The sequence below is a fragment of the Pantoea sp. X-Soil-TKNS-1280 genome (assembly GCF_059730475.1).
In genome coordinates, this window is record NZ_AP035964.1 from 1 (window position 1) to 26,411 (window position 26,411).

Consider the following 26,411-nt stretch of genomic DNA (forward strand, 5'->3'; position numbering starts at 1 on the left):
CTATAGCATGCTAAATATAAGCTGTAGTTGGAAAACGACATAAGCTATAGTGAGCAAAATGCACTGAACACCGATATTGCTGTGGATTGTTTTTCTCTCTTATCTTCATGCAATTAGGCTCACTTTGAGTGAGTTGTTGTTCTGTAATTCACAATCCTGATGCTTCGATCTTTTCAACGATCATCGACGAAACCGTGAGAATGCCCGTGGACAGCGAGAATCTAGACCTGAAGAAACTGTTTGAGGAAAAGGACAAGAATACAGGTGAGGTCATCACGCTCACACCTAATGCCAACAATACGGTTCAGCCGGTTGCATTAATGCGTCTCGGTGTTTTTGTTCCTACACTTAAGTCACTGAAAAACAGTAAAAATAAAACATTTGCTACCACGGACGCCACCGAGGAATTGACCCGACTTTCTCTGGCGAAAGCCGAGGGGTTCGATAAGGTCGAGATCGTCGGCCCGCGCCTTGATATGGATAACGATTTCAAGACCTGGGTCGGGATCATTCATTCCTTTGCCAAGCACAAAGTCATTGGTGACAAGGTACAGCTGCCGTTCGTTGAATTTGCCAAGCTATGCGGGATCCCTTCAAGCCGCTCGTCTAAGAAGCTCAGAGAGCGTATCAGCCCCTCTCTGAAGCGTATAGCAGCGACAACCATCTCATTCACCAGCAACATGGGGGATGATGGTAAGGAATATATCACCCACCTGGTGCAGTCAGCCTATTACGATACCAAAAAAGACATCGTTATTTTGCAGGCAGACCCCAAACTCTTTGAACTATATGAGTTTGATCGCAAAGTGCTTTTGCAGCTTAAAGCTATCAATGTGCTGAAGCGTCGTGAGTCAGCTCAGGCGCTTTATACCTATATCGAAAGTCTGCCAAAAAATCCTGCCCCCATTTCTCTGGCTCGCCTGCGTGACAGGCTTAATCTTAAGTCCCCGGTTTTCTCACAAAACCAGACAGTAAGGCGTGCGATGGAGCAACTGAAGGAGATAGGCTATCTGGACTACTCAGAAGTGCAGCGGGGCCGTAGCGTCTATTTCAACGTGCATTATCGCCGTCCAAAACTGAAAGCCCCGAAAAATGAAAGCGTTGAAAATCCTCAGCTTCCGACTCCAGCTCCCACAACGCTGGCTGAACCGGTTGATGCAGCGCTTCAGGAAAAACTCGAACTTTTGAATAAGTTAGGGATCTCGATGGCCGACCTCGAGAAACTGTTCAAAGCTAAGTGATGGATATAAGCTGTAGTGAGTAAGTTACTTACTACAGCTTATACTTACCCCTCTTAATACTCTCCATAGTTTATGTTTTTCAGCTAACTCACTGATCTTAAAGTGACTGATGACTCCGCTCATTTGATAGTCTTCGTGCAGGTTACTCACTATAACTTATGTTTCTGCTCACTATAGATTATGTCATATGCTGTAGTGAGTAGATTACTCACCATAGCTTATGCAGGGGAGGGGGATTGGCAGGAATCTACTCACTATAGTTTATAAAAGGCTGACTACATCTCATGATCTACTCCCTGTAGCTTATGATGCAACATCACTGGCAGGGAAAGTTACTTACTATAGCTTATATATAGTCTGTGATGAGCAATCTACTCCCTATAGCTTATATTCAGTTACCCCCCTGGTAACCACTAACCTGCAACTTGTTGATTTTATTTTTGTTAGCAATTACTAACTTAATAGATGCAATCACAATTTACTCACTATAGATTATGATTACTTCCTACAGCTTATGAAGTATCACCTGAGATGATTTACTCCCTATAGCTTATATATAAACTATAGGGAGTAGAGAGCATCACGCTGATTTGAGGAAATGGTATCGGTTCTTAAAAATGACTAATTAGCGATAACATAATCTTATCAGCAGGTTAGATGAATTGAATGCATTATGTGACAACGTCACATGTTTCATGGCGACATACAGGCTTATCACAAAATCAGTGGCATCTGAAAGAGTGGTATAGATATATCTTTCTGATATTAAATGATTTTAAACTTAAAACATCTGAGTCTGAGACTGATGTTATCTGAGCTGTAATCAGTCCTGAGTAGCCAGAGATAAGCTGTAGTGAGTAGATAAGGCTTGAGTGCTGACAGAACTGAAGGCATCAGCAAGCAGGTAAAAGGATCCTACATAAGTAGATAAGATCTGCCGTGGGCTTAACGGGGGCTTGCACCTGAAAAGTCAGCACAAGGGAAGGCGGTAACGACAGGGCTGTTAGTCAGACATGTTTGAAGCCAGAAAGTAAAACTCCTGCCAGCTGTGCAGGAGTTTCATTGAAACGCATTGGACAGAGAATCAGCAGAAGCCCGTCAGATGTCCTGACTACTGGTGCTATTTAGTGGCCAGGAATCGAACAGGTAACCATCGAAGTAAATATCATCAACGTCAGAAAATTCCAGCAGGCGCTGTTTAACATTTTCCAGATGTTGCCACATTGCCATTTTAGCGGCACGGGCATCTTTCTTGATAAGCGTAGCGAGGATCTTTTTATGATCATCTAACCACTGTTTGCGGTAACTGGTGTTAATCAGATGGCGGTGCAACTGACTCCACATCACATTGTCTTCACGCCACTGCCATGACTGTTTAAACAGTTCCACCAGCATGCTGTTATGGGTTGCCTCGGCAATCGCCAGATGGAAATTGCGATCACCGTTTTCTGAGCTATTCACGGCACCGGAAGCCAGCTCTTTTTCTTCCAGCTCCAGCGCCTGACGCATTTTCACAATATCTTCGCGGGTGGCCTGAAGTGCCGCAAACTCGGCGATGTTACTTTCCAGTAGCTGACGAGCCTGCAACATCTCAAACGGTCCTGCATCGTTGCAGGCGGGTTGGGCAGGGGCAGGCGGCGAGGGATTATCATTAATTACATAGATGCCTGCACCACGCCGCACTTCGATCAACCCTTCCAGCTCCAGCATGATCAACGCCTCACGCACCAGGGTACGCGTGACATTCAGCATCCCGGCAATTTCACGTTCCGGCGGCAGCCGTTCCCCCACAGCATATTCCTTCTGTGTAATCATCCTGCGGAGAAGCTCTCCGACTTCCTGATAAGGGCGCTGTGGTGAGGCATGAATTTTCATAATGCTCTTTCTGCTGGTTAAGGGATAACAACCCCTGAAGCTGCCATCTTCAGAGACAGGCACTATAGCATAGTGATGCTGCTGACCTCACAGAGGGGCGAGTGCAAAGTACCGTTGCGCATTGTTGAAGCAAATATCCTGCACCATGTTACCGAGCAGCGGTTCATCTTCAGGCAGGATGCCATCCTTTACCCACTGCCCGAGCAGGTTGCACAGAATACGGCGGAAATATTCATGGCGGGTATAGGAAAGGAAGCTGCGTGAATCGGTCAGCATGCCAACAAACTGGCTGAGTAAACCTATTTGCGATACTTGCTCCAGCTGCCGCAGCATCCCATCGCGTTGATCGTTGAACCACCAGCCGGAACCGAACTGAACCTTGCCTGCGATGCCCGCACCTTGAAAGTTACCTGCCATGGTCGCCAGCACTTCGTTATCACGCGGATTCAGACAATAAAGAATGGTTTTTGGCAACCGATCTTCAATATCCATCGCATCAAGCAGACGCGCCAGTGGCCAGGCGATATTGTTATCACCGATAGAATCGAAGCCACTGTCCGGACCCAGCAGACGAAACATGCGCGTGCTGTTATTACGAATCGCGCCGATATGCAGCTGCATCACCCAGCCACGGCGCGCGTATTCTGCGCCAAACCATACCAACACCGCAGTGCTGAACTGCGCGATTTCATGCTCCTCCAGCTGATCGCCCCGACGACGTTTTGCCAGAATGGTATCGAGCGTATGATCGTCCGGCACCGGCGCAAAACGCAGGGTTTCGATACCGTGGTCAGCGGCCCGACAACGATGCGCAGCAAAATGATCAAGTCGTTGCATAAGCGCACGACGGAGTGCCGCAAAGCTGTTGATGGCAACATCCGCCGCCGCTTCAAGCCGCTCCAGATAATCAACAAAACCGTCGAGTTCGATCTTAAACACCCGGTCAGGCCGCCAGCTCGGCGCAACATCAATATCAATGCTGTCATCATCGGCGATCTGACGATGGTATTGCAGAGAATCAACAGGGTCATCGGTGGTGCCGACCATCCGAACATTCATCTGGCGCATGATGCCGCGCGCAGAAAATTCAGGAGAAGCCAGTTTCTCTGCACAGCGGTCCCAGATTTGCTGCGCGGTATCCGGTCCGAACAGGGTGTTAGTGATACCAAATGGACGACGCAATTCGAGGTGAGTCCAGTGATAGAGCGGGTTACCAAGGGTTTTCGGCACGGTATGCGCCCAGGCGATGTATTTGTCATAATCGCTGGTGCTGGCTCCGGTAATCAGTGATTCCTCAACACCTGCCGCGCGTAATGCACGCCATTTATAATGGTCGCCTTCGAGCCAGATCTGCCCCAGATTGGCGAAACGACGATCTTCGGCGATTTCGCGCGGATTGAGGTGGCAGTGATAATCGTAGATTGGCATCGCGGCGGCATAGTCGTGGTACAGACGACGCGCAAAACCGGTTTGCAGCAGGAAATCTTCATCCATAAATTGGCTCATCAGGAAACTCCATGACTGAGTGATTCGACAGCGGCGCGTGCACCGGCCTGGCACAGCAGCAAATAGGACTGTGTCAGCGTGGCAACAAAGGCCGTATTTGCAGGCAGGTCTTCACCGAAAATCGTGTTAATCGCCAGCAATGCCTTGACGCGATCTTCTCCCGTTGCATGCTGCTGATTGATCGCCTGCAAGGTAGTGAATAATGGGTCAACCACCTCGATGCTATTGCCGGATTCATCTTCTGCCAGCACATAACGCATCCACCCGGCAATACCCATCGCCAGATGACGGTAGTCAGTACCGTTTCGCAGATGTTGCCGCAGTGGATCGAGTAAGCGTTGCGGGAGCTTCTGGCTGCCATCCATTGCGATCTGCCAGGTACGATGTTGCAAAGCAGGATTGCTGAAGCGCTCGATTAGCTGCTCAGCGTAACCTCGCAGGTCAATGCCGACAGGCAGGGTCAGCGTAGGAGCCTGTTCTGCCATCATCAGGGTGAAGGCGGCCTGGCGATATGCGTTATGTTGCATGGTTTCCGCGACGGTCTGGAACCCACCGAGGTAGCCGAGGTAAGCCAGGAACGAATGGCTGCCGTTGAGCATACGCAGTTTCATCAGTTCAAACGGGACGACATCGTCAACAAATTGCGCGCCAACAAGATCCCAGTCGGGGCGACCATTAACGAAGTTATCCTCGATCACCCATTGGCGGAACGGTTCGCAGGCAACACCGCAGGGATCATTCACTCCCAGCATGGCGGCGATTTCCTGTTGCGTTTCCGCGGTAACCGCCGGGACAATGCGGTCCACCATGGTACAGGGGAAGGTCACCTGGCTGGCAATCCACTCAGCTAACTCAGGGTCGCGTTGCCGCGCCAGCCCGAGAACCGCTGCGCGCGTGACATGACCATTTTCACGCAGGTTATCGCAGGACATAACGGTAAAGGGGAGTAATCCTTGCTCACGGCGCAAGCGTAACGCTTCCACGATATAACCCATCGCCGATTTGGGCGTGTCAGGGTGAGAAAGATCGTGCTGGATTAACGGATGCGTCAGGTCCAGTTCGCCAGAGGCCGCGGAGGTACAATAACCTTTTTCCGTCACAGTCAGGGAAACGATGGCGGTTTGCTCACGCGTCATCGCCTGTAAAATACCGCCACAACCGTCCAGCGCCGGATGCAGGGCCTCTTTTATGACACCGATGATTTTGAGCGCGATTTGATCTGCGCCTTTTTCGGCCACGCTATACAGCAAACGCTGTTTACGCAGATTTTCCACCAGCTGCTGGCCACTTGCCGACATCAGGTTGACCTCACTGATGCCCCAGTCGCAGTCGCTGATTTCCAGCAGGTGATGCAGATAAACAGCCTGATGGGCGCGGTGAAAAGCGCCACATCCGAGATGGACAATGCGGGGGACCAGCCGGGAACTATCCCAGTCAGGAAGGGCAACAGTACATGTGCCGCTGGCAAGGGTGTTTTCCATGTTAACTCCAGTCTTAAAGCGCGGGGCCATAAAGTCAGCCCCGGAAGCCAGCGTTAAAAACAGGCGCGATGAATAGCCAGCTCTACGCCGCGGATTTCCGCCAGACCTTTCAGGCGGCCGATCGCGGAGTAACCTGGGTTGGTTTTCTTATGCAGATCGTCCAGCATCTGATGACCATGGTCGGGGCGCATCGGGATCAGGTCTTCCTGACCAGCCGCTTTACGGCGATGCTCCTCTTCGGCGATGGCTTTGATCACCGCAAACATGTCCACATCCCCGGCCAGATGGGCGGCTTCATGAAAACTGTTCGGATTCTCTTCGCGTTTGGTTGAGCGCAGATGGGCAAAATAAATCCGTGAGGCAAAGCGCTTAACCATGCCGGGCAAATCATTCTCTGCCAGTACCCCATAGGAGCCGGTACACATGGTGAAACCATTGGCCGGACTGCTGACGGTATCGATCATCCACTGCAAATCATCCGCATTGGAGACGATGCGGGGTAAACCGAGAATCGGACGCGGCGGATCGTCAGGATGAACCGCCATGCGGACCCCGGCTTCTTCCGCCACCGGGATAATGCTGCGCAGGAAGGTGGCAAAGTTTTCACGCAGCCTTGTTTTGTCAATGCCATCATAGCGCGCCAGTTGGGCACGGAATTGATTGAGCGTGTAGCCTTCTTCCGCGCCTGGCAGGCCAGCGATAATATTGCGGGTCAGGCGTGCTTTGCTTTCGTCACTCATGCTGGCGAAGCGCTCGGCGGCCTGAGCTATTTCTGCCGCGCTATAATCCTGCTCCGCACCGGCACGTTGCAGGATATGCAGTTCAAACACCGCGAACTCGATTTGGTCAAAGCGTAGCGCTTTCGCGCCATCGGGCAGCAGGTATTCGAGATCGGTACGTGTCCAGTCGAGTATCGGCATGAAGTTGTAGCACACGGTGGTGATGCCGCATTGTGCGAGGTTGCGTAATGACTGCTGATAATTGCTGATCCACTTCTGGCATTGCCCGCTGCCGGTTTTGATCTCTTCATGAATCGGCACGCTCTCCACCACTGACCAGACTAAACCTGCGGCTTCAATCGTTTCTTTACGCTTCATGATCTCTTCAACCGACCACACTTCACCGTTGGGAATATGGTGCAGGGCGGTGACAATCCCGGTTGCGCCAGCTTGTCTTGCATCAGCGAGTGAGACAGGGTCGTTCGGACCGTACCAGCGCCAGGTCTGCTTCATGTGTTTTCCTCTTCAGTGAATTTCTAAATTGGTTGACCAATTAAGCCGGGGAATGCGCATCCTTTATCGGCTATGGCACCGTTTGACGCTAAAATTCGACTCTTTAGCGCATCATGTCAACCAGTAAGATGAATTTGGTTAACCAGATCACAATTACGGCATCAACCTGGCGACCACCTGGATTAACTGTGTTTCACTCCTGGCGGATGGTCAGAGACGGTTCACAGAAACCGCACCTCAATAAGACATGACAAATCCTGCGCTGAAACCCTTCCTTCAGCCTCTGTTAACCGCGGGAATTGTTAACTCATGATGTCAAAAAAAGTGGAGAACCAGATGAACCGCAGTTTGAATCCGGGGATAGCTGCCGCAGGCAGTAAGCGAATCTGGCGCAATTTGCGCTGGTGGGTGTTGGTGCTGTTTTTAGCTGGCGTTACGGTCAACTATATAACCCGCAACTCGTTAGGCATCCTGGCACCTGAGCTGAAAACCAGTCTCGGCATCACCACCGAACAATATTCATGGATCGTTGGGGCATTCCAGCTGGCCTATACCGTCTTTCAGCCCCTCTGTGGTTGGTTAATTGATGTGATTGGCCTGAAAATGGGCTTCCTGATCTGTGCCTCTATATGGGCGCTGGCCTGCCTGTTCCACGCAGGCGCTGCCAACTGGGTACATCTGGCTATTCTTCGTTTTGTCATGGGTGGAGCGGAAGCGGCTGCTACGCCAGCCAACGCCAAGGTGATTGGCGAGTGGTTTCCGAGAAAAGAGCGGCCGGTGGCAGCTGGCTGGGCGGGAGTCGGCTTCTCCATCGGTGCGATGCTGGCGCCACCCATTATCTATTTTGCCCATGCTTCCTTTGGCTGGCAGGGGGCGTTCCTGTTTACCGGCCTGCTGGCGCTGGCCTGGGTGATTCTGTGGTGGCTGTTCTATCGCGATCCCGAACGTCACCCAAACCTGGCAAGCGCTGAACTGGAATTTATCCGTCAGGATAATGAACCCCCGGCAGTCAAACTCAGTTTCTTCAAAGCGCTGAAAACTGTCGCCAAAAACAAACGTTTCTACGGCATCGCGATCCCGGCCTTTATGGCTGAGCCCGCATGGGGAGTCTTGAGCTTTTGGGTGCCGTTATATCTGGCGAAAGATCTGGGTATGGACCTGAAGCAAATCGCCATGTTCGCCTGGCTACCGTTCCTCGCCGCTGATTTAGGCAGTGCAGCGAGTGGTTATCTGACGCGCATCTATACGCGGTTGTTTGGTTTTACCCAGGTTAACTCGGTTGTTGCCAGCTCTGTCACCGGTGCGTTCCTGATGCTCTCTCTCGCGCTGGTGGCGATCACCAAAAGTCCCTATGTCGCCATTGCGTTGATCTCGATCGGCGGCTTCGGCCATCAGATCATCTCCTGCATGCTGAGTGCGCTGGTGGTGGAGAAGTTTGACAAAGGCCAGATGGCGACTGTCAACGGTATGCGCGGCTCTTTTGCCTGGATCTCCAGCTTCCTGTTCTCGCTGGTGATTGGGGTGACGGCCGACAAGATTGGCTTTAATCCCCTGTTTGTGGCGATGGGCTTCTTTGACCTGATTGGTGCGGTATTCCTGATCGCTTTTATTGCTGAACGTCGCGCCCAGCGCGCCTGAAAAAGTAGGTAACGATGAAAACGTTAAAAAACTGGTCCCTGGCAGGTTCCGACAAACACCATCTGGCCCTGACCGTGGACGGCAAACATACTTTATGCCTGTATGTGCTGGAGCAAAATATGTTCCGCGTGGTGATTAAACGTCAGGGGGAATATTCCCTCGACAGAACCTGGAGCATTGCGCCGGAAAGCGACGTGCCGTGGGAAGGCCGAGCGCGTGACAGCCTGGCCGGTTTCACCTTACCCGGCTTCACCTTGCAGGAAACGGACAACAGGTTGGTTGTCGCGACAGAGAAATTGCGCGTTATCATTCGCCAGCCACTGTCGCTGGAGTGGCAATATCGTGACAGCGCAGGGGAGTGGCAATTGCTGACCAGCGATCGTCCCACCAGCGCTTACCTGCTGAATGCACACGGCGATGGTGTGGCACATTATCAGCGTCGCATGACTGACGATCGTTACTATGGCCTGGGCGAGAAGGCCGGTGATTTGCAGCGTAATGGTAAGCGCTATGAAATGCGCAACCTGGATGCGATGGGATACAACGCCTCCTCAACCGATCCGTTGTATAAACACGTTCCCTTTACCATCACCCGTCGCCAGGACGTCAGCTTCGGCCTGTATTACGATAACCTCAGCAGCAGCTGGTTCGATCTCGGGAATGAGCTGGATAACTATCACCAGCCGTATCGCCGCTGGCAGGCTGAGAGTGGCGATATTGATTATTACCTGTTTGTCGGCGACAAAGTGCTGGATGTCACCAAAACCTTTGTCCGTCTGACGGGCAAAACCCTGTTTGGTCCAAAATGGAGCCTCGGCTACAGCGGCTCCACCATGCACTACACCGATGCGCCGGATGCGCAGAATCAGCTGATGAATTTTATCCACCTGTGTGAAGAACACGATATTCCGTGTGATTCGTTCCAGCTCTCTTCCGGCTACACCTCGATCAACAACAAGCGTTATGTGTTCAACTGGAACTACGACAAGGTGCCGCAACCGGAAGCGATGAGTCAGGCGTTTCACGATGCGGGCCTGCGCCTGGCTGCGAATATCAAACCTTGTCTGTTGCAGGATCATCCGCGTTATGAAGAAGTGGCAGCCAGAGGGCTATTTATCCGCGATTCGGAGCAGGATGCCCCTGAGCGTTCGGTGTTCTGGGATGACGAAGGTTCGCACCTCGATTTTACCCATCCGGACGCGGTGGCATGGTGGCAGGAAAATGTGACCCGGCAACTGCTGGAGAAGGGCATCGATTCCACCTGGAATGACAACAACGAATATGAGGTCTGGGATGGCGAAGCCCGTTGCCACGGCTTTGGCACGCCGATCGCCATCAAGCATATCCGCCCGGTGATGCCATTGTTAATGATGCGTGCCTCTATGGAAGCGCAGCAGCGCTTTGCCCCGGAAAAGCGTCCTTTCCTGATTTCCCGCTCGGGTTGTGCCGGGATGCAACGTTACGTGCAAACCTGGAGTGGTGATAACCGCACCAACTGGACGTCACTGCGTTACAACATCCGCATGGGGCTGGGGATGAGCCTCTCCGGTTTATATAATGTCGGCCACGATGTCGGCGGTTTTTCGGGTGATAAGCCTGATGCCGAACTGTTTGTGCGCTGGGTGCAAAATGGCGTGATGCATCCGCGTTTTACCATCCATTCGTGGAATGATGATCACACCGTGAATGAACCCTGGATGTATCCGGCAGTGACGCCTGCCATTCGCGCAGCCATCGAATTGCGCTATCGCCTGCTGCCGTATCTCTACACGCTGTTGTGGCAGGCGCATGCGGACGATGAACCGATGCTGCGTCCGACCTTCCTCGATCATGAACATGACGCGCAAACCAGCGTCGAATGTGACGAATTCCTGCTCGGGCGTGATCTGCTGGTGGCTAGCGTAGTCGAGCCAGGGCAACGCGAACGCCGCCTGTGGCTGCCGGACAATCAAACCGGCTGGTATGATTTTGCGACACATCAGTGGTACAGCGGTGGTCAATGGATCACGCTGGATGCTCCGCTGGAGCAGCAACCGATGCTGGTGCGTGCCGGTGCCGGGTTGCCTTTAAGCCAGCGTCTGCGCCATGTTGACGCAAACGCTGACGATCAGCGCGAACTGCAACTTTATCCGTTAAAAAGCAAAGGTTCCTGTGCGGGGCTGTTGTTCGAAGATGATGGTGAGTCATGGGGTTATCAGAAAGGTAATGCGTTGTGGCTGCATTGGGAAATGACATGCGATGCGGCGGCCATTCATCTGCGCTTCAACCGCAAAGGAAGTTATAAGCCCGCCTGGCAGACTCTGAAGGTCACTCTTCCAGCAGGCGAAACGCGCCCGCTGTTTATCGATGGTGTTGCCGTAGCCAATGGCCAGGCTGGAGTCACGCTGGCGAGCATCGCGACAGCCTGAATTTAAGCGTATTAACCCCGCCGGGGTTGTCTGCCCCGGCTCCCTCCCTTTATATCAATTCTTTGATCTCTATCGATTAATATTCTCAAACCACATACATTCTGGAAAGTACACTCTCAATGTCTGGACATGATCTACTTTGTTGTTGAAGAACAGTTGAAACCATATCTTGAATTCATAAACAGTCATCCAGAAGTGTGTAAAAGGATTAACGATGCGATTTGTAAACTGGGTGGGTAAAGCAATTGGGTGGTTTCTTGCCCATACGTTACAGGGAACAATTACGGTTGTGATGAGCTTTATCGCTCTCGCCTCATTGACCATATTCGATAGTGTTGCCATGAAACTTACTGGTTTCTTCGGTTCGTTCGCAGTGGTCTATGTTGCCAGTTATTTCTTAGGAAAAGCACGGGGCGAACATAAGCAATAGGCGCAATCCCTTGCTATGAGGCAAGGGATTATGATTTAAAATGGCCAACTTACCTTGCATATCACAGAATTCAACTCCATAAGTATCAATCATTTCTCTCTGTATCCTGAGCCAACTGCTCACCTCAAAAATTGATCGCGCTACTGGATTTGGGGCAACAACCCCGGCTTCGTCTTTCTCCATCATCCTTGCCTCTTCATTCCTCGGTGTAAAAGAAGGTTTCAATTGTAGATTGATCGATCTACAATTAGCGCAACCACACGCCACAGGATGCAACCATGAGACAACACGCAGGAAGACCCAGAGAGTTTGACCCTCAGGATTTTCTCAACTCGGCACTGGATTGCTTTTGGCAGCAGGGCTATCGCGCAACGTCGATGGCGGATTTGATGAAGGCATCTGGTTTGGCCAGCGCGAGCATTTATAAACTCTATGCTGACAAACGGTCGATCTTTCTGGCCGCCCTTCAGCAATATATGGATGCCGGGCTGGTGCGCGGTAAGCAACGTGATGATGAGCTGACGCCAGTTGATGCCCTGCGTGAGACGCTGGAGTTTGTTGCACTGGTTTCATCGGGTCCGGAGGGGGAAAAAGGCTGCTTTACCATCGCGGCGGCGTGCGAATTGCTGCCGGGTGACGCTGATGTACGCGCCAGGGTTGAGTATAAATTCCGCGGTATTGTGGCGCGGCTGACCAGCATTTTGCAGAAAGGCCAGCAGCAGGGCGTGTTCCGCAACGATGAAAGCGCCGCGGTGATGGCCGAATGCATTTTTATGATGCTGGAGGGCATGCGTGTCTACGGCAAGATCAAGCCAGATATTACGATGCTGCGGAAAACCAATGATTTTATTATCAAATCGGTGCAGGGGTAATGATGCTGCTGCCAGGTTCTATTGTGCGCCGCCCGAAAAGGAGAAAAACCATGGTGGTGCTGGAAACGGCTGGGCAGGTGGTTTTATGCGGATGGATAGCCAACGGGAGATTCTACAAAAGACGTTTTCCAACCGATCAACTGATCCTTTGTCAGTCCCATTCCGACCTATGGCCGCTGACGTAAACCTGCTATCAATTTCTCCCGGTTCGTAGCGATTGTGGCGGGATACCATAGCCACGCATAAAAACATCGCGCATATGACGGCGATCACGAAAGCCTGACTCACGCGCAATCACGTCAAGGGACAGTCGGCTCTGCTCAATCATCAGGCGGGCAGATTCCAGCCGCAGACCTTCGATAGCGCGTGCCGGGGTTTTTCCGGTCTCAGCCAGGAATAAACGGTTCAGTTGCCTTGTGCTCAAATGGACCGCATCAGCCAGATGTTCGACAGTCAGCGGTCTGGCGAGGTTATTACGCACATATTCGAGTGCGGTTTGCAGGCGATCGCTACGCGGAGACAGGGCCAGCAAGGCGGAATGTTGCCGCTGACCACCCGAGCGCCGCTGATTCATCACCATGCGCTGGGCGACACCGCGCGCAACATCGGCACCGTGATCTTTTTCGACCATCGCCAGCACCATATCTAAACCCGCCGTCATTCCGGCGGAGGTCCAGATTCGGTCATCGATGATATAAATCCGATCCTCTTCGGTTCTCACCGTAGGATGTAACGTTTTCATGGTCTGTGCATACGCCCAGTGGGTTGTCGCGCGACGTTCGGACAGCAATCCCGCCTGAGCCAGCACGAAAGCACCGGTACAAATACCCGCCACGCGGCGGGCGCGCAACGCGTGGTTTTGCAGGAAATGAACCACACCGGCGGTGGCCGGGAGCTGGAGCGGGGTGAGTACCCCACCGACTAACCAGGTATCGGCCTCCGCATGGTCTGACAGCGCCATGCTGCTAACACTGATCCCATAGGAAGACGAAACCTGGCCGCCTGCTTCCGAGTAAACCGTGCATTGATAGAACGGTTCGCCAATCACTAAATTGGCGAACTCAAAAATGCTTAAGGTTGACAGTGCCAGAGACTGAAACTGGTCAGCAATCAACAATCCGACCCGGTGCATAGCGAGATCCTTAATGTGTGAAATCGGCCGTATATCAACCTGCGCGCAAGCCCTGATGCTTCCTCAAATGCCACGTCTTATCAAGCAGTAAATCATCCAGAAAGGGTCAGAATATCGGCCAAATGATGTCTTAAATCACGACCTTCAACGTCATTTCTTACCGTTCGCCTTGCCGTGATATTTATTCAATCGCATGTCATACAAGGTGAAGAAAATGAGCAACACAATGAAAGGTACTGCTGTTGTCACCGGAGCCTCTACCGGAATGGGTGCTATTTACGCCGATAAACTGGCAAGAATGGGTTATGACTTGATCATCGTGGCGCGCAACCATAATCGGTTAAACCAGTTAGCCAGTCATATCACGGCGGATACGGAGCGCACAGTAGAGGCGGTTGCAGCCGATCTGAATGATGCGAAACAGCTGGCGATGCTGGAGGATAAATTACGCGCAGATGCCAGCATTACGCTATTGGTCAATAACGCCGGTATCGGCACGCACACGTCCCTGCTGGACAGCAACGTGGATCAGATGACCGCCATGATTAACCTCAATGTTACGGCATTGACCCGGCTAACCTATGCGGTTGTGCCAGGGTTTGTTGCGCGAGGACAGGGGGCCATTATCAATATTGCTTCCATCGTCGGCATTGCCCCGGAAATTCTGAATGGAGTCTATGGCGGCAGCAAAGCCTATGTGCTGGCGTTTAGCCAGTCGCTGCATCATGAATTAGCCGGGCAGGGCATTCAGGTACAAGCCGTTCTGCCGAGTGCCACAGCAACGCCTTTCTGGGAAAACGGGGGTTTGCCGTTAAGCCAGCTGGACCCGCAGATCGTCATGAGTGCGCAGGATATGGTAGACGCAGCCCTGGCAGGCTTTCAGCGTGGCGAGCTGATTACCATCCCTTCACTGCACGACGAAACCCTGTTGCAGCAATGGGAACAGGCGCGCCAGGCGGTGATGCAGGATTTCTCCCATAATCAGCCCGCAGCGCGTTATCTGGCGTAATTTCCCACTGATTAACCGGCATTCCATACGGAGAACCTAACCATGAGTCGTTTACATACTCTCACCCAGGCAGAAGCGACAGGTAAAACCGCTGAGATCTGGAGCGGCATTAAACAGGTGATGGGCAAAGTACCCAATGCGTATCTGACCATTGGCAGCAATGCCCCTGACATCCTGGCGCAGACACTGCAACTTAACGCCACGCTGGCAAAAAGCAGTTTGCATGCGCGGGAAAGGGAAGCCATCAATCTGGTGGTGAGTGAAGAGAGCGGTTGTGATTACTGCCTGGCGGCGCACACCCCCCAGGCGCTAAAGGCTGGCTATAGCGAGGCACAGACGCTGGAGTTACGGCAAGGTTTTCTCGCGGATGATGCCAGAATTGATGCGCTGGTGAAGTTTGTTCAATTGCTGGTCTCTACACGAGGCACGGTGCCTGCTGGTTATGTCGCCGCCTTCAAAGCCGCAGGCTTTAACGATCAACAGGTGATTGAGACCATTGGTGTGGTGACCGCCATTCTATTTACCAATATGGTGAATCGGGTGAACGACACCGACATTGATTTTCCCGCCGTAAAACCCCTTTAGTTGACCAGAATGGCTCGGGTTTCATCCGGGCCATTCTCGTTGTAGTAAACCCGCGCCAACCGTACTTCGTTACCCCTCTTCACAAAACAAGAACGCGCATTGCACAAATAACCTTCACACTAAGGGTGCAAAACGCGCTTTTTCTGCACCCCGATAATGCCTCCCGTCCGATGCACCTACGGTCGGGCACGCCATCGGCAGGCTGTTTCCGGCCTGCATCACCTCATTTTCTGGCGTGAGCGTCAGTCAGCGCCCGTGTTTCTCATTTTGAGAAATCGGCTATCGAAAATCAGTAATGACACTTTCCACGCTTTGGCGCTGCTCTTGCTACATCAGTCCCATCTGTTTTTGTTGATTACCTTTTCATTTAACGGTGGAGACTGGTATGGCTCGTTCCCTGGCACGACTGATCAATAAGTATGCTTTAACCGCATTGTTATTAGGCTGCGCTTCTTACAGCTATGCAGGAAAACAGAATGATACCCTGGTGTATGCCTCTGATAATGAGGTGGAAAACATCAGTCCGTATCACAACACGCTGCGTGAAGGGGTGATTCTGTCCCATATGGTCTGGGACACCCTGATTTATCGCGATCCGCAAAGCGGGGAATATAAACCCGAACTGGCATCAGACTGGAAGTGGGAATCCCCCACGACGCTGCTGCTGCATCTGCGTAAGGACGTGAAATTCCACAATGGCGATCCCTTTACCGCCGACGATGTGGTTTACACCTTCCAGAGTATTGCCGGCCCCGGCACGGCATCCGTGGTGCCGCAGAGCGTTGACTGGATCGATCACGTCGAAAAAGTGGATGACTACACCGTACGTCTGCATCTGAAAAAACCTTTCCCGGCGGCACTGGAATATCTCTCCGGGCCAACCCCAATCTATCCGGCAAAATATTTCCAGCAGGTGAAGCTCGAAGGTTTCAGTAAAGCGCCCATTGGCACCGGACCTTACCGCATTGTCAAAGTGATCCCTGGTCAGGGCGTCGATATGGTGAAAAATCCCGATTACTTCAAAGAAAGCCCGGTTGGCCAGCCGAAGATTGGTAAGATCAATTTTGTCGTGATCCGCGACCCGGAAGCCCGTGTTGCCCAACTGATGACCGGCCAGGTGGACTGGATCTGGCGCGTGGCAGCTGACCAGGTCGAACCGCTGTCCGCCATGCCAAACATCGCGGTGAAAAGTGGTGAAACGATGCGTGTTGGCTTCCTCGCCCTGAACACCAATGCCAGCGGTCCGGAAGGGGTGCCGATGAAGGATCTGCGCGTGCGTCAGGCCATTAACTACGCCATCAACCGCCAGGGGATTGTTGATAACCTGGTGCGGGGCGGCAGTAAGCCGGTCTACACCGCCTGCTTCCGTGCCCAGGTTGCCTGTAATGACAGCCAGGTCACGCACTACAACTATGACCCGGCGAAAGCCAAACAGTTACTGGCGGAAGCGGGCTACCCGAATGGTTTCGATACCGACCTGTGGGCCTATCGCGAGCGTGACTATGCTGAAGCCATCATCGGCGATCTGCGCAAAGTAGGCATCCGCGCCCGTCTGCACTTCGTCCAGTATCCGGTCATGGCAACCGCCCTCAGCTCAGGACAGGCACCGATGGCGTTCAACACCTGGGGATCGTTTTCAATCAACGATGTCTCGGCGTTTACCACCCCCTATTTTGGCGGCAAAGGCAGCGATATCTGGAAGGACAGCGAGCTGACCGCGATGCTGCAAAAAGCGGATGCCACAGTGGATGCGCAGCAACGCAGCGAACAATATGCCGCCGCGCTGGGACGGATCTCATCCCAGGCCTACATGGCCCCGTTGTTCTCCTACTCGACGAATTATGCCTTTAACTCGGAACTGAATTTCCAGGATTGGCCAGATGAACTGCCGCGCTTTGCGCAGGCCAGCTGGAAATAGTCAATGGCCGGGGGCTGCGGCTGTGGCTCCCGGATACCACGCCAATAAGGAGCGAACCCATGTTGCGCTTTATCTTTCATCGATTGCTGGTGGCGCTGGCTGTGCTGTTCACCGTGGCGGTGGTCAGTTTTTCCCTGCTGCATCTTTCGGGTGATCTGGCGATAGCCATCGCCGGGCCGGACGCCAGTGCGGATACCGTCGAACAAATCCGCGTTCAGAACGGGCTGGACCAGCCGCTGGTGACGCAATTTTCGCACTGGTTCTGGTCGGCACTGCACCTGGATTTTGGTCGCTCATTCTATTTTGAAAATACCGTGATGGAACTGGTCGGGCAGCGCATGCCGGTTACGCTCCAGCTGGGTGGCGTCGCGCTGTTGCTGGCGCTGGTGGTGGCGATTCCGCTCGGGGTACTGGCGGCGGTGTTCCGTGATAGCTGGGTGGATCGTTGCGCCATGTTTATCTCGGTACTGGGTCAGGCTATCCCCAATTTCTGGTTCGCGCTGGTGTTGATTCTGATATTCGCGGTGGGGCTGAAGTGGCTCCCGGTCGCCGGGAACGGCAGCTGGCAACATTTTGTCCTGCCCGCAGTGGCGCTGGGCTACTACGCCATGCCATCGCTGATGCGCCTGACACGTTCCGGCATGCTGGATGTGCTGGGCGCGGATTACATCCGCACCGCCCATGCCAAAGGATTAAGCGCTTTCAAAGTGGTGGTGAAACATGGCCTGCGCAACGCCATTATCCCGGTGGTGGCGCTGGCGACGGTCGAGCTGGGTTTTATGCTCGGTGGTTCGGTGGTGATCGAATCCGTTTTCTCTTTGCAGGGGCTGGGCCAGCTGGCCTGGGACTCCATCTCGCGTAATGACTTTCCGGTGGTGCAGGCCATCGTGCTGATCATCGCCATCTTTTATATCGGGCTGACATTTCTGGCGGATGTGCTCAATGCGGTGCTGGATCCGCGTCTGCGCAGCAAATAAGGGGCTTCCATGAAAACATCAATGGCAGGAACAATGAAAAACAGCATGAGTCCGGAATCCGGTCTGTTGCCCGAGCCGTCTCCCTGGCAGCGTGTGTTCCGGCGGGTGCTGGGTCATCACAGCATGACGCTGGGCGTCGTTATCCTCGGCGTTATCGTGGTGCTGGCGATTCTGGCACCGCTGATCAGCCCACACGACCCCTATGCCCAGGACGTCAGCAACCGGCTGATACCGCCGGTGTGGTTTGAAAAAGGTCACTGGGATCACCTGCTGGGCACCGACAAACTCGGACGCGATTACTTCAGCCGTCTGCTGTATGGCGCGCGCGTGTCGCTGACCATCGGGCTGGTGTCGGTGATGTTATCCGGCTTTATCGGGATCACCCTCGGTATTCTGGCGGGTTACTTCGGTGGTCGGGTGGATGCGCTGGTCAGCTACATTCTCACGGTACGGTTGGCGATGCCGGTGATCCTGGTGGCGCTGGCGCTGGCCTCGCTGATTGGCGGGTCGGTAAAAGTCGTGATTGTCTTGCTGGGTCTGCTGCTTTGGGATCGCTTTCTTATCGTTTCACGTTCGGTCACGCGGCAACTGCGTGAGGCTGAATTCATTGCGGCGGCCCAAACGCTGGGGGCTTCCTCGTGGTTTATTATGCTGCGCGAAATTCTGCCCAATCTGCTCGGGCCACTGACCGTGGTTGTGACGCTGGAGATTGCCCACGCCATCCTGCTGGAAGCCACGCTCTCCTTCCTCGGCCTGGGTGTGCAGCCGCCGATGCCTTCATGGGGCCTGATGGTGGCGGAAGGTAAAGCCTATATGTTCTTCCAACCCTGGGTGATTTTGATCCCCGGTGTGGTACTGGCATTGCTGGTACTTAGCATCAATCTGGTCGGTGATGGTCTGCGTGATCTCACGGCGTTAGATGGGCGTAATTAAGGAGGTCAGGCCATGAGTCACATCACTACCGACACACCACTGCTGGAAGTCAAAAACTTGCAGGTGAATCTCAAGACACCGCGCGGCACCCTGCATGCGGTACGCGGCATTGATTTCAGTGTGCAGCGCGGGGAAATGCTTTGCCTGGTGGGTGAATCCGGTTGCGGTAAATCAATGACCTCGCTGGCATTGATGGATCTGCTGCCACGCAATGCTCAGCGTCAGGCTGACAGTATGCGCTTCAAAGACACTAATCTGCAGTCTCTCGGGCGACGCGAACGCGCCACGCTGCGCGGTAATGAAATGTCGATGATTTTTCAGGAGCCAATGACCTCGCTCAACCCCTCATATACCCTCGGCGAGCAGTTATGCGAAACCCTGCTGGCGCATCGCAAGGTTTCCCGTGCCGAAGCGCGTGACCGGGCGGTTTATCTGATGGAGCGCGTCGGGATCCCGATGGCGGCGGATCGCCTGAAACAATACCCCCATCAGCTTTCCGGCGGGCTGCGCCAGCGCATCATGATTGCCATGTCGCTGATGTGTGGCCCGGATTTAATTATCGCCGATGAACCCACCACCGCGCTGGATGTCACCATCCAGGCGCAAATTCTGCGTCTGCTGCGCGAGCTGCAACAGGAAATGGGTATGGCGGTGATCTTTATCACCCACGATTTAGGCGTGGTGGCACGCATTGCCGATCGCGTGGCGGTGATGTATGCCGGTCAGATCGTCGAAACGGCACCGGTCAATGATCTGTTTCATCAGCCCCAGCATCCCTACACGCGTGGCTTGCTGGGATGTATTCCGGTATCCGGTCGCACCTTACCGGGACAGCCATTGCAAACCATCCCCGGCGTGGTGCCCAATCTGACCGGACCGCAGCACGGCTGTGCTTTCCGGAACCGCTGCAATCAGTGTCAGGAAAGTTGTAGCGAAACACCGCCTTATCAGTCCGTCAACGCACAACATCGGGTGCGCTGTGTGCGCCCCATCGCTGTCGGGGAGGGGGTATGACAGAAATGAACACAGCATTCCCGGTGCTGCCGCATATTGCGGGTAATGAAGATATCGCCCTTGAACTCTGCGCGCTGAGTCGCAGCTTTCGCCTTAATCGCGGCTTGTTCAAGCCACCGGCGGAGATCCTTGCCGTGGATAATATTTCACTGCGCATCCGGCGTGGTGAAACCATGGGGCTGGTGGGTGAGTCGGGTTGTGGAAAAAGCACGCTGGCAAAAATGTTGCTGGGGTTACTGCCCCCCACATCAGGCAACGTGCTGATTGAAGGGCGCGAAGTCGATGCGGTGGATCGCCGCCAAATGAGCGCCCGCATCCAGCCGATTTTTCAGGATCCTTTCTCTTCACTCAATCCAAGGCGCACGGTTTCCGATGTGGTGGAAGTGGCATTGCGACTGCATAACATTGGCACTCCGTCAGAACGCAAAACACAGGTGCGTGAGATGCTGGATATGGTGGGCATGCCGTCGCGCACCCACAGTCAGTATCCGGGCCAGCTTTCCGGTGGGCAGCGTCAGCGCGTTGCCATTGCCAGGGCGTTAATCCTGCGCCCGGAGATTTTGATTTGTGATGAGCCAACGTCAGCGCTGGATGTTTCGGTACAGGCGCAGATTCTCAATCTGTTGCTGGCGCTGAAGCAGGAGTTTTCGCTGACCTATCTGTTTATCAGCCACAACCTGTCGGTGGTTGAGCATCTTGTTGACCATGTGGCGGTGATGCGTAAAGGGAAAATCGTTGAGCAGGGCACACGCGAACAGATTTTCAGTCGGCCACAGCATCCGTATACCCGGGCGTTGCTGGCCTCGGTGATGACCCCTGAGCCTGGGCTGGGTATCCCGGAAATTACCCTCAACTGAACAGGGCAGTCCGACAATTATTGAAAGGAGCAAACCATGACTCGTGAAAGCGCCCTGCAAGCCGCGCTGGACTATTTCCACTCCGGCGAATTTCGCGAAACGCTGAATCGCCGCATCGCGTACCGTACCGAAAGCCAGAATCCGCAGCAGGCGGCTACGCTGATGGCGTATCTGGAAGAAGAAATGATCCCTTATCTTGCGGGAATGGGGTTCAGCTGCCTGATAGTGGCGAATCCCGAGCTCGGGAAAGGGCCGTTTCTGCTGGCTCGTCGGCTGGAAGACGATGCGGACTTTACCCTGCTCAGTTATGGCCACGGGGATGTGGTACCTGGCGATGAAGACAACTGGCGCAACGGTCTGTCGCCCTGGGAGCTGCACGCGGAGGGCAACCGCTGGTATGGCCGTGGCACCGCCGATAACAAAGGCCAGCACAGCATCAACCTGGCGGCGCTGGCGCTGGTGCTGAAAGCGCGTAACGGGCGGTTGGGTTATAACGTTAAATTGATTCTTGAGATGGGCGAGGAAGCCGGGTCGCCCGGGCTGGAGCAGGTTTGCCAGCAGTACCGAGACTGGCTGGCGGCAGATTTATTTATTGCCTCGGACGGTCCACGCGTCACGGCGCAGCGTCCAACCCTGTTTCTCGGCTCGCGTGGGGTGTTCAACTTCTCGCTGGTGATTAAACTGCGAGACGGCGCGCATCACTCGGGGAATTGGGGCGGACTCCTCAGTAATCCGGGCATTCGGCTGGCGCATGCGATTGGCTGCCTGGTGGATGCCCATGGAAGGATTTTGTTGCCGGAACTGCTGCCGCCGCCGCTGTCAGCCACTATCCGCCATCATCTCAGCGACCTGGAACTGGGCAACGCACCGGGCGATCCGCAAATCGCGCCGGAGTGGGGCGAGCCGGGGCTGAGTGCGGCAGAAAAACTCTATGGCTGGAATACGCTGGAGACGCTGGCGTTAACCAGCGGTACGCCGGATAAACCGGCGCATGCCATTCCCCCGGCGGCCGTAGCGCACTGCCATATGCGCTACGTGCCAGGTAGCGATGTCGATAATTTTGCCAGCCATATCCGCCGTCATCTGGATCAGCATGGATTCAATGATGTGGCAATTGTTGACCCGGTTAACTGCTTTAAGGCCACGCGCATTGATCCTGATGATGCCTGGGTGAACTGGAGCGTTGCCTCCATCCAGCGTTCGCTGGGGAAAAAGGCGGCGGTGCTGCCTAATTTCGGTGGCGGCTTACCCAACGCCTGCTTCCTCGATACCTTTAATCTGCCGACATTGTGGCTACCGCATTCCTATCCTGCCTGTTCTCAGCACGCCCCCGATGAACATCTGCTCGCTGACCTCAGCTGCGAAGCGCTGCAACTGATGACCGGCCTGTTCTGGGATCTGGCTGAAGAAGGGCGGGAGGTCATGCAAACCCGTGGTGGCTGACAAAACGGAGACCCGCAGTGCATAACAACGAAATTCGTTACTTTATGGCGGTGGCGACCACCGGTTCGATCAGCGCCGCCAGCCAGCAACTGTTTGTCGCCATCTCTGCCATCAGCCGCCATATTCAGCGGCTGGAATCGCGTCTGGGCATGACGCTGTTCGAACGCAGCCCGCGCGGGATGCAGCTCAACGATGCCGGTCATATTCTGGCAAACCATGTGCGCCGCAGTATGGCGGATATGGAACTGGCAATGGCCGAGTTGAAGGGGATCAAAGCCGCTGATCAAACCACCATTCGGGTGGTTTGCACCGACGGGCTGGCGTTTAATCTGCTGCCGAATCTGATGGCAAAGTTTCGTCTGCTGCATCCGCGCGTCAGTTTTGTGCTGACGGTAGGCACCGCCCGACAGGTACCGGATTTGATTCGCAACGGTGAGTGTGATTTGGGAATTAAATTCAGCCTGTCACCCGAGACCGGGGTTGAGGTGCTGGCTTCATTTCCCTCGCCGGTGCTGGTGTTTATGAAGGCTGACCATCCGCTGGCGTCACGTGATATTCAGCTGGCCGATCTCAACGATTGGCCGGTGGTGCTGCCGGACCAGTCGGCTACCATTCGTCAGCTGTTTGATCTCTCCTGTCGCATGAATAACGTGTTTATCGACCCGATATTCACCAGCAACCATTTTTCAACCTTGTATGAGTTTGTCTGCAAAACCCCGCAGGCGATCAGCGTTAGCAGCCATTACTCCATCATGTATAGCGCGCGAAAAGATGGCCTGATTATCAAATCCATCAACCGCGATCAGCTCAGTCAGCGCAGCCTGCAACTTCAGACCGAAATAGGTATGCCACGAACGGCGATACTGGATACCTTTTTTGTCTTTCTGCGTCAGGAACTGCACCAGCTTGACCAGCAATGTCGTGATGATTTCGCATTGCAGTTCCGTTAAACAACGTTGCCCGGCAGGGAAGGCCGGGCAACGTTTTTCTGCTGTCAGGCGATCAATCAGCCATTGCGGAAAATATAGCTATACGCGCTGAGGGCTGGCGCACCACCCAGATGGGCATACAGCACTTTGGAGCCTTCCGGGAATTCGCCGTTACGCACCATATCAATCATGCCCTGCATGGATTTTCCTTCATAAACCGGATCGGTCAGTACCCCTTCGGTACGGGCGCACAGACGAATCGCTTCCAGCGTGCCTTCGCTGGGTAAGCCGTATTCCGGGCCGCCATAGCGGGTATCCAGCACCACGTCTTCTTCAGTGATTTCGCGTCCCAGCTCCACCAGGTTGGCGGTGTTCTGCGCAATACGCAGGATCTGCGCTTTGGTTTGTGCCGGTTTCGCTGAGGCATCAATACCGATAACGTTGCGTGCACGTCCATCAGCCGCAAAGCCAACCACCATGCCCGCCTGGGTACTGCCGGTTACTGAGCACACCACGATGTAATCAAATTTGAATCCCAGCTCTTTTTCCTGCTGGCGCACCTCTTCGGCAAAGCCAACGAAGCCGAGGCCACCGTACGGATGTTCCGAGCAGCCCGCTGGAATTGGGAAGGGTTTGCCGCCGTTTTCTGCGGCTTCTTCCATGGCCTGTTTCCAGCTTTCGCGAATTCCGATATCAAAACCCGCAGAATCGAGACGCACATCCGCACCCATGATGCGGGAAAGCTCAATGTTACCAACACGGTCATAGACGGCATCGGAATAATTGACCCAGTTTTCCTGCACCAGCACACATTTCATACCGAGGTGTGCGGCCACGGCGGCTACCTGACGGGTCTGGTTAGACTGAACGCCACCAATCGACACCAGAGTGTCACAGCCCTGAGCCAGCGCTTCGGGGATCAGGTACTCCATTTTGCGCGTTTTGTTACCGCCAAAAGCCAGGCCGCTGTTGCAGTCTTCGCGCTTGGCATAAATTTCCACTTTCCCGCCCAGTTCAGCACTCAAACGTTTCATCGGTGTAATCGGCGACGGACCAAATGTCAGAGGATAGCGGGGGAACTTTTCAAGATTCATTGTTTATCTCCGGGGAATAAATTGGTACGCCATTAATTTTTCAGCGCTATTAATCGTGGTGACGAAATAACAATACCCTGGTGAGGGTGTTTTTCACATTTCGTTTTAACCTGATTTTTTCTAATAAATTTGAATAGATTCACCATTTCACTGAGTAAAGTTTCGTTTTCACCATAATTGAGGAAATAAAATTGCGTGGCGGCAGCTGAGGAAACAGGTTTTCTGCATGGTCATTGAATTTAAATTCAATAAATTCATGTGGTTATGGTTGGAAGGGCTGTCAGACTTAATGGGTAGCAAAACGGCGCTTTCCTGCCATCGCTAAAATTGAATTGGCGGGTTTGATAATGCTATTTATCTGCTAACCCTTTCCCTCATCCGAATTAATTTATGACTGACAATGCAAACAAAACGAAAGGCATCATTTTGCTGGTGGTGGCTATCATTTTATGGGGATGTAACTGGCCAGTGATGAAAGCCGGTCTTTCACATATCACGCCGCTGTGGTTTTCAACATTACGTTTTTCCAGTAGCGCGCTGGTGCTATTTTTATTGCAGTTCGCCACCGGGAAAATACGTATCCCTGGCCGCAGTGAATTTCCGATCATCATCAGCGTGGGTGTTTTGCAGATGATGGCATTTACCGCGCTGGGTTGTATTGCGATGAGTTTTCTCCCGGCGGGGAAATCGGCAGTACTGGCCTATACGACGCCCTTATGGGTGGTGCCGGCTTCGGTTATTTTCTTGCGGGAGAAATTAACAACGCTCCAGTTATCCGGTGCCTGCACCGGTTTTATCGGCATTCTGGTGTTATTTAATCCGCTGGCAACCGACTGGCATGATATGACTCAGCTGGTCGCCAATGGACTATTATTACTGGCGTCATTGTGCTGGGCGATTTGTATTTTGCATTTACGTCGTAATCGTTCGCGCCTCAATGCTTTTGAGCTGGCACCCTGGCAGATGCTGCTTGCCTCGCTGCTGTTGCTGCCGCTGACATGGGTGTTCGAAGGGGGATGGAGTGGCGATAACTCCGGTGCGTTGCTGGCCATCACGTTGTTTGTCGGCCCGGTCGCCACAGCCTTTTGCTTCTGCGCTGTCAATGCGGCCAGCGCCTGGTTGTCCAGCGTGACGCTTTCATCAATGATGCTGTTTGTGCCGATCACCGGGCTGATTGTCTCCGTCATCACCCTGCATGAAGATCTGCCGCTGTCGTTACTGGCAGGTTCGTTGCTTATTGCGCTGGGGATCGCGATTATGACCCGGAAAAAGGCAAGGCAGAATCATAAAGGTATTTGTGTGGTGGAAAATACTTCGCGCAGTCCAATAAAAGAACGAATCTGACGTACGCCAGGAAGAAATAACAGCTGCTCGGCATGGAGTTTATTAAAGCTCTGATTATCAGCGGTGCGAATTAACATAATATAATCAAATTCGCCACTGACCATATGGCACTCCATGCAACCTCTTATTTTACTGACCGCGCCTTCGAAGTCTTTAAATGATTCCGGCGTTGAACGATCCAGTACCACACCGATCATCACCACCAGTCCGGCATTAAGGGTGGATGGGTCGAGTAAGGCCACATAGTTCTTTATAAAGCCGAGTTTTTTCAAGCGCTCAACCCGACGCAAACACGCGGGAGGACTCAGGTTGATTTTATCTGCGAGGGCAACATTGGAGACTGAACCATCGCGCTGTAAAATACGCAAAATCGCCATATCAAAGCGATCCAGCGTTTTATCATTCCCCGGCGCGTCGGTGCTTTTTTTCTTCTCCATGATTACTCACCTGTATAATATGATTTTCTTATTTTAATCATACTGTACTCTTATAT

The 26,411-nt window shown here is 53.4% G+C and carries 22 protein-coding genes; 15 read left to right on the forward strand and 7 right to left on the reverse strand.

What is annotated here, in order from left to right; all coding sequences use genetic code 11:
- Window positions 1-236 precede the first annotated feature (236 nt).
- Window positions 237-1,241, forward strand: coding sequence for a RepB family plasmid replication initiator protein (locus AC6I8X_RS23165; RefSeq protein WP_313683726.1), 1,005 nt, complete (start codon window positions 237-239; stop codon window positions 1,239-1,241).
- Window positions 1,242-2,339: 1,098 nt separating this feature from the next.
- Here the strand turns inward: AC6I8X_RS23165 and uxuR are convergent.
- The 4 genes from uxuR to uxuA all read right to left on the reverse strand — a co-directional run bounded on the left by uxuR (window position 2,340) and on the right by uxuA (window position 7,335).
- On the reverse strand, window positions 2,340-3,116 hold the full coding sequence (uxuR, locus tag AC6I8X_RS23170; RefSeq protein ID WP_313683724.1) for a Uxu operon transcriptional regulator: 777 nt from the start codon (window positions 3,114-3,116) through the stop codon (window positions 2,340-2,342).
- Between the two features lie 87 nt (window positions 3,117-3,203).
- On the reverse strand, window positions 3,204-4,622 hold the full coding sequence (gene uxaC, locus AC6I8X_RS23175; RefSeq protein WP_497841552.1) for a glucuronate isomerase: 1,419 nt from the start codon (window positions 4,620-4,622) through the stop codon (window positions 3,204-3,206).
- On the reverse strand, window positions 4,622-6,103 hold the full coding sequence (locus AC6I8X_RS23180) for a fructuronate reductase (protein ID WP_497841553.1): 1,482 nt from the start codon (window positions 6,101-6,103) through the stop codon (window positions 4,622-4,624). Before AC6I8X_RS23180 ends, uxaC begins: the two co-directional genes overlap by 1 nt.
- Before the next feature lie 53 nt (window positions 6,104-6,156).
- Entirely contained in the window at window positions 6,157-7,335 is a 1,179-nt protein-coding gene (uxuA, locus tag AC6I8X_RS23185; protein ID WP_416414727.1) for a mannonate dehydratase, read from the reverse strand.
- Between the two features lie 336 nt (window positions 7,336-7,671).
- Between uxuA and AC6I8X_RS23190 the strand changes: the two genes are divergently transcribed.
- From AC6I8X_RS23190 to AC6I8X_RS23205, 4 genes are all read left to right on the forward strand, one after another.
- Window positions 7,672-8,973: an MFS transporter gene (locus AC6I8X_RS23190; RefSeq protein ID WP_299454557.1), complete on the forward strand. Its 1,302-nt coding sequence runs from the start codon at window positions 7,672-7,674 to the stop codon at window positions 8,971-8,973.
- A 14-nt stretch (window positions 8,974-8,987) separates the two neighbouring features.
- The gene (locus AC6I8X_RS23195) at window positions 8,988-11,381 is read left to right on the forward strand and encodes a glycoside hydrolase family 31 protein (RefSeq protein ID WP_497841554.1); all 2,394 of its coding nucleotides are present in this window, start codon (window positions 8,988-8,990) and stop codon (window positions 11,379-11,381) included.
- 214 nt (window positions 11,382-11,595) lie between these two features.
- Window positions 11,596-11,811: a hypothetical protein gene (locus tag AC6I8X_RS23200; RefSeq protein ID WP_497841555.1), complete on the forward strand. Its 216-nt coding sequence runs from the start codon at window positions 11,596-11,598 to the stop codon at window positions 11,809-11,811.
- Window positions 11,812-12,089: 278 nt separating this feature from the next.
- The gene (locus AC6I8X_RS23205) at window positions 12,090-12,683 is read left to right on the forward strand and encodes a TetR/AcrR family transcriptional regulator (protein ID WP_084879427.1); all 594 of its coding nucleotides are present in this window, start codon (window positions 12,090-12,092) and stop codon (window positions 12,681-12,683) included.
- Window positions 12,684-12,876: 193 nt separating this feature from the next.
- Here AC6I8X_RS23205 and AC6I8X_RS23210 read toward each other — a convergent pair whose 3' ends face one another.
- Window positions 12,877-13,815, reverse strand: coding sequence for a GlxA family transcriptional regulator (locus AC6I8X_RS23210; RefSeq protein WP_299454548.1), 939 nt, complete (start codon window positions 13,813-13,815; stop codon window positions 12,877-12,879).
- A gap of 214 nt (window positions 13,816-14,029) precedes the next feature.
- Here AC6I8X_RS23210 and AC6I8X_RS23215 point away from each other — a divergent pair, with 214 nt between their 5' ends.
- The 9 genes from AC6I8X_RS23215 (at window position 14,030) to AC6I8X_RS23255 (ending at window position 23,501) form a co-directional block, all read left to right on the forward strand.
- Window positions 14,030-14,824, forward strand: coding sequence for an SDR family NAD(P)-dependent oxidoreductase (locus tag AC6I8X_RS23215; RefSeq protein ID WP_313683716.1), 795 nt, complete (start codon window positions 14,030-14,032; stop codon window positions 14,822-14,824).
- Window positions 14,825-14,866: 42 nt separating this feature from the next.
- Window positions 14,867-15,409, forward strand: a complete 543-nt coding sequence (locus tag AC6I8X_RS23220; protein WP_497841556.1) for a carboxymuconolactone decarboxylase family protein — start codon at window positions 14,867-14,869, stop codon at window positions 15,407-15,409.
- Window positions 15,410-15,794: 385 nt separating this feature from the next.
- Window positions 15,795-17,327, forward strand: coding sequence for an ABC transporter substrate-binding protein (locus AC6I8X_RS23225; RefSeq protein ID WP_313683714.1), 1,533 nt, complete (start codon window positions 15,795-15,797; stop codon window positions 17,325-17,327).
- Between the two features lie 59 nt (window positions 17,328-17,386).
- Window positions 17,387-18,304 carry an ABC transporter permease gene (locus AC6I8X_RS23230; RefSeq protein ID WP_497841557.1) on the forward strand — a complete coding sequence of 306 codons (918 nt, stop codon included), beginning with the start codon at window positions 17,387-17,389 and terminating at the stop codon, window positions 18,302-18,304.
- A 9-nt stretch (window positions 18,305-18,313) separates the two neighbouring features.
- Window positions 18,314-19,237, forward strand: a complete 924-nt coding sequence (locus AC6I8X_RS23235) for an ABC transporter permease (RefSeq protein ID WP_299454536.1) — start codon at window positions 18,314-18,316, stop codon at window positions 19,235-19,237.
- A gap of 12 nt (window positions 19,238-19,249) precedes the next feature.
- The gene (locus AC6I8X_RS23240; protein WP_497841558.1) at window positions 19,250-20,251 is read left to right on the forward strand and encodes an ABC transporter ATP-binding protein; all 1,002 of its coding nucleotides are present in this window, start codon (window positions 19,250-19,252) and stop codon (window positions 20,249-20,251) included.
- Complete coding sequence (locus AC6I8X_RS23245) at window positions 20,248-21,108, forward strand: ATP-binding cassette domain-containing protein (protein WP_497841559.1); 861 nt, start codon at window positions 20,248-20,250, stop codon at window positions 21,106-21,108. The genes AC6I8X_RS23240 and AC6I8X_RS23245 overlap by 4 nt, the downstream gene beginning before the upstream one ends.
- Window positions 21,109-21,144: 36 nt before the next feature.
- A complete protein-coding gene (locus tag AC6I8X_RS23250) occupies window positions 21,145-22,551 on the forward strand; it encodes a M20 family metallopeptidase (RefSeq protein WP_497841560.1) in 1,407 nt (468 codons plus the stop codon).
- Window positions 22,552-22,568: 17 nt separating this feature from the next.
- Window positions 22,569-23,501 carry a LysR family transcriptional regulator gene (locus AC6I8X_RS23255; protein ID WP_313683709.1) on the forward strand — a complete coding sequence of 311 codons (933 nt, stop codon included), beginning with the start codon at window positions 22,569-22,571 and terminating at the stop codon, window positions 23,499-23,501.
- Between the two features lie 56 nt (window positions 23,502-23,557).
- On the opposite strand, the gene AC6I8X_RS23260 is transcribed toward AC6I8X_RS23255, so the two are convergent.
- Window positions 23,558-24,574, reverse strand: a complete 1,017-nt coding sequence (locus AC6I8X_RS23260) for a 1-aminocyclopropane-1-carboxylate deaminase (protein WP_084879418.1) — start codon at window positions 24,572-24,574, stop codon at window positions 23,558-23,560.
- 390 nt (window positions 24,575-24,964) lie between these two features.
- On the opposite strand from AC6I8X_RS23260, the gene AC6I8X_RS23265 reads away from it, so the two are divergent.
- Window positions 24,965-25,918: a DMT family transporter gene (locus AC6I8X_RS23265; RefSeq protein WP_313683708.1), complete on the forward strand. Its 954-nt coding sequence runs from the start codon at window positions 24,965-24,967 to the stop codon at window positions 25,916-25,918.
- Here AC6I8X_RS23265 and AC6I8X_RS23270 read toward each other — a convergent pair.
- The gene (locus AC6I8X_RS23270) at window positions 25,858-26,355 is read right to left on the reverse strand and encodes an Lrp/AsnC family transcriptional regulator (protein WP_084879416.1); all 498 of its coding nucleotides are present in this window, start codon (window positions 26,353-26,355) and stop codon (window positions 25,858-25,860) included. The two genes, AC6I8X_RS23265 and AC6I8X_RS23270, sit on opposite strands and share 61 nt — an antisense overlap.
- Between the last annotated feature and the right edge of the window lie 56 nt (window positions 26,356-26,411).

What these genes read in the sequence shown, in the direction of transcription:
- AC6I8X_RS23190 (WP_299454557.1), top strand. Translation starts at nt 7,672, where the DNA reads ATGAACCGCAGTTTGAATCCGGGGATAGCTGCCGCAGGCAGTAAGCGA.
- AC6I8X_RS23200 (WP_497841555.1), top strand. Translation starts at nt 11,596, where the DNA reads ATGCGATTTGTAAACTGGGTGGGTAAAGCAATTGGGTGGTTTCTTGCC.
- uxuA (WP_416414727.1), bottom strand. Translation starts at nt 7,335, where the DNA reads ATGAAGCAGACCTGGCGCTGGTACGGTCCGAACGACCCTGTCTCACTC.
- AC6I8X_RS23215 (WP_313683716.1), top strand. Translation starts at nt 14,030, where the DNA reads ATGAGCAACACAATGAAAGGTACTGCTGTTGTCACCGGAGCCTCTACC.
- AC6I8X_RS23260 (WP_084879418.1), bottom strand. Translation starts at nt 24,574, where the DNA reads ATGAATCTTGAAAAGTTCCCCCGCTATCCTCTGACATTTGGTCCGTCG.
- AC6I8X_RS23220 (WP_497841556.1), top strand. Translation starts at nt 14,867, where the DNA reads ATGAGTCGTTTACATACTCTCACCCAGGCAGAAGCGACAGGTAAAACC.
- AC6I8X_RS23225 (WP_313683714.1), top strand. Translation starts at nt 15,795, where the DNA reads ATGGCTCGTTCCCTGGCACGACTGATCAATAAGTATGCTTTAACCGCA.
- AC6I8X_RS23250 (WP_497841560.1), top strand. Translation starts at nt 21,145, where the DNA reads ATGACTCGTGAAAGCGCCCTGCAAGCCGCGCTGGACTATTTCCACTCC.
- uxaC (WP_497841552.1), bottom strand. Translation starts at nt 4,622, where the DNA reads ATGAGCCAATTTATGGATGAAGATTTCCTGCTGCAAACCGGTTTTGCG.
- AC6I8X_RS23210 (WP_299454548.1), bottom strand. Translation starts at nt 13,815, where the DNA reads ATGCACCGGGTCGGATTGTTGATTGCTGACCAGTTTCAGTCTCTGGCA.
- AC6I8X_RS23230 (WP_497841557.1), top strand. Translation starts at nt 17,387, where the DNA reads ATGTTGCGCTTTATCTTTCATCGATTGCTGGTGGCGCTGGCTGTGCTG.
- AC6I8X_RS23205 (WP_084879427.1), top strand. Translation starts at nt 12,090, where the DNA reads ATGAGACAACACGCAGGAAGACCCAGAGAGTTTGACCCTCAGGATTTT.
- AC6I8X_RS23245 (WP_497841559.1), top strand. Translation starts at nt 20,248, where the DNA reads ATGACAGAAATGAACACAGCATTCCCGGTGCTGCCGCATATTGCGGGT.
- AC6I8X_RS23265 (WP_313683708.1), top strand. Translation starts at nt 24,965, where the DNA reads ATGACTGACAATGCAAACAAAACGAAAGGCATCATTTTGCTGGTGGTG.
- AC6I8X_RS23195 (WP_497841554.1), top strand. Translation starts at nt 8,988, where the DNA reads ATGAAAACGTTAAAAAACTGGTCCCTGGCAGGTTCCGACAAACACCAT.
- AC6I8X_RS23270 (WP_084879416.1), bottom strand. Translation starts at nt 26,355, where the DNA reads ATGGAGAAGAAAAAAAGCACCGACGCGCCGGGGAATGATAAAACGCTG.
- uxuR (WP_313683724.1), bottom strand. Translation starts at nt 3,116, where the DNA reads ATGAAAATTCATGCCTCACCACAGCGCCCTTATCAGGAAGTCGGAGAG.
- AC6I8X_RS23180 (WP_497841553.1), bottom strand. Translation starts at nt 6,103, where the DNA reads ATGGAAAACACCCTTGCCAGCGGCACATGTACTGTTGCCCTTCCTGAC.
- AC6I8X_RS23235 (WP_299454536.1), top strand. Translation starts at nt 18,314, where the DNA reads ATGAAAACATCAATGGCAGGAACAATGAAAAACAGCATGAGTCCGGAA.
- AC6I8X_RS23240 (WP_497841558.1), top strand. Translation starts at nt 19,250, where the DNA reads ATGAGTCACATCACTACCGACACACCACTGCTGGAAGTCAAAAACTTG.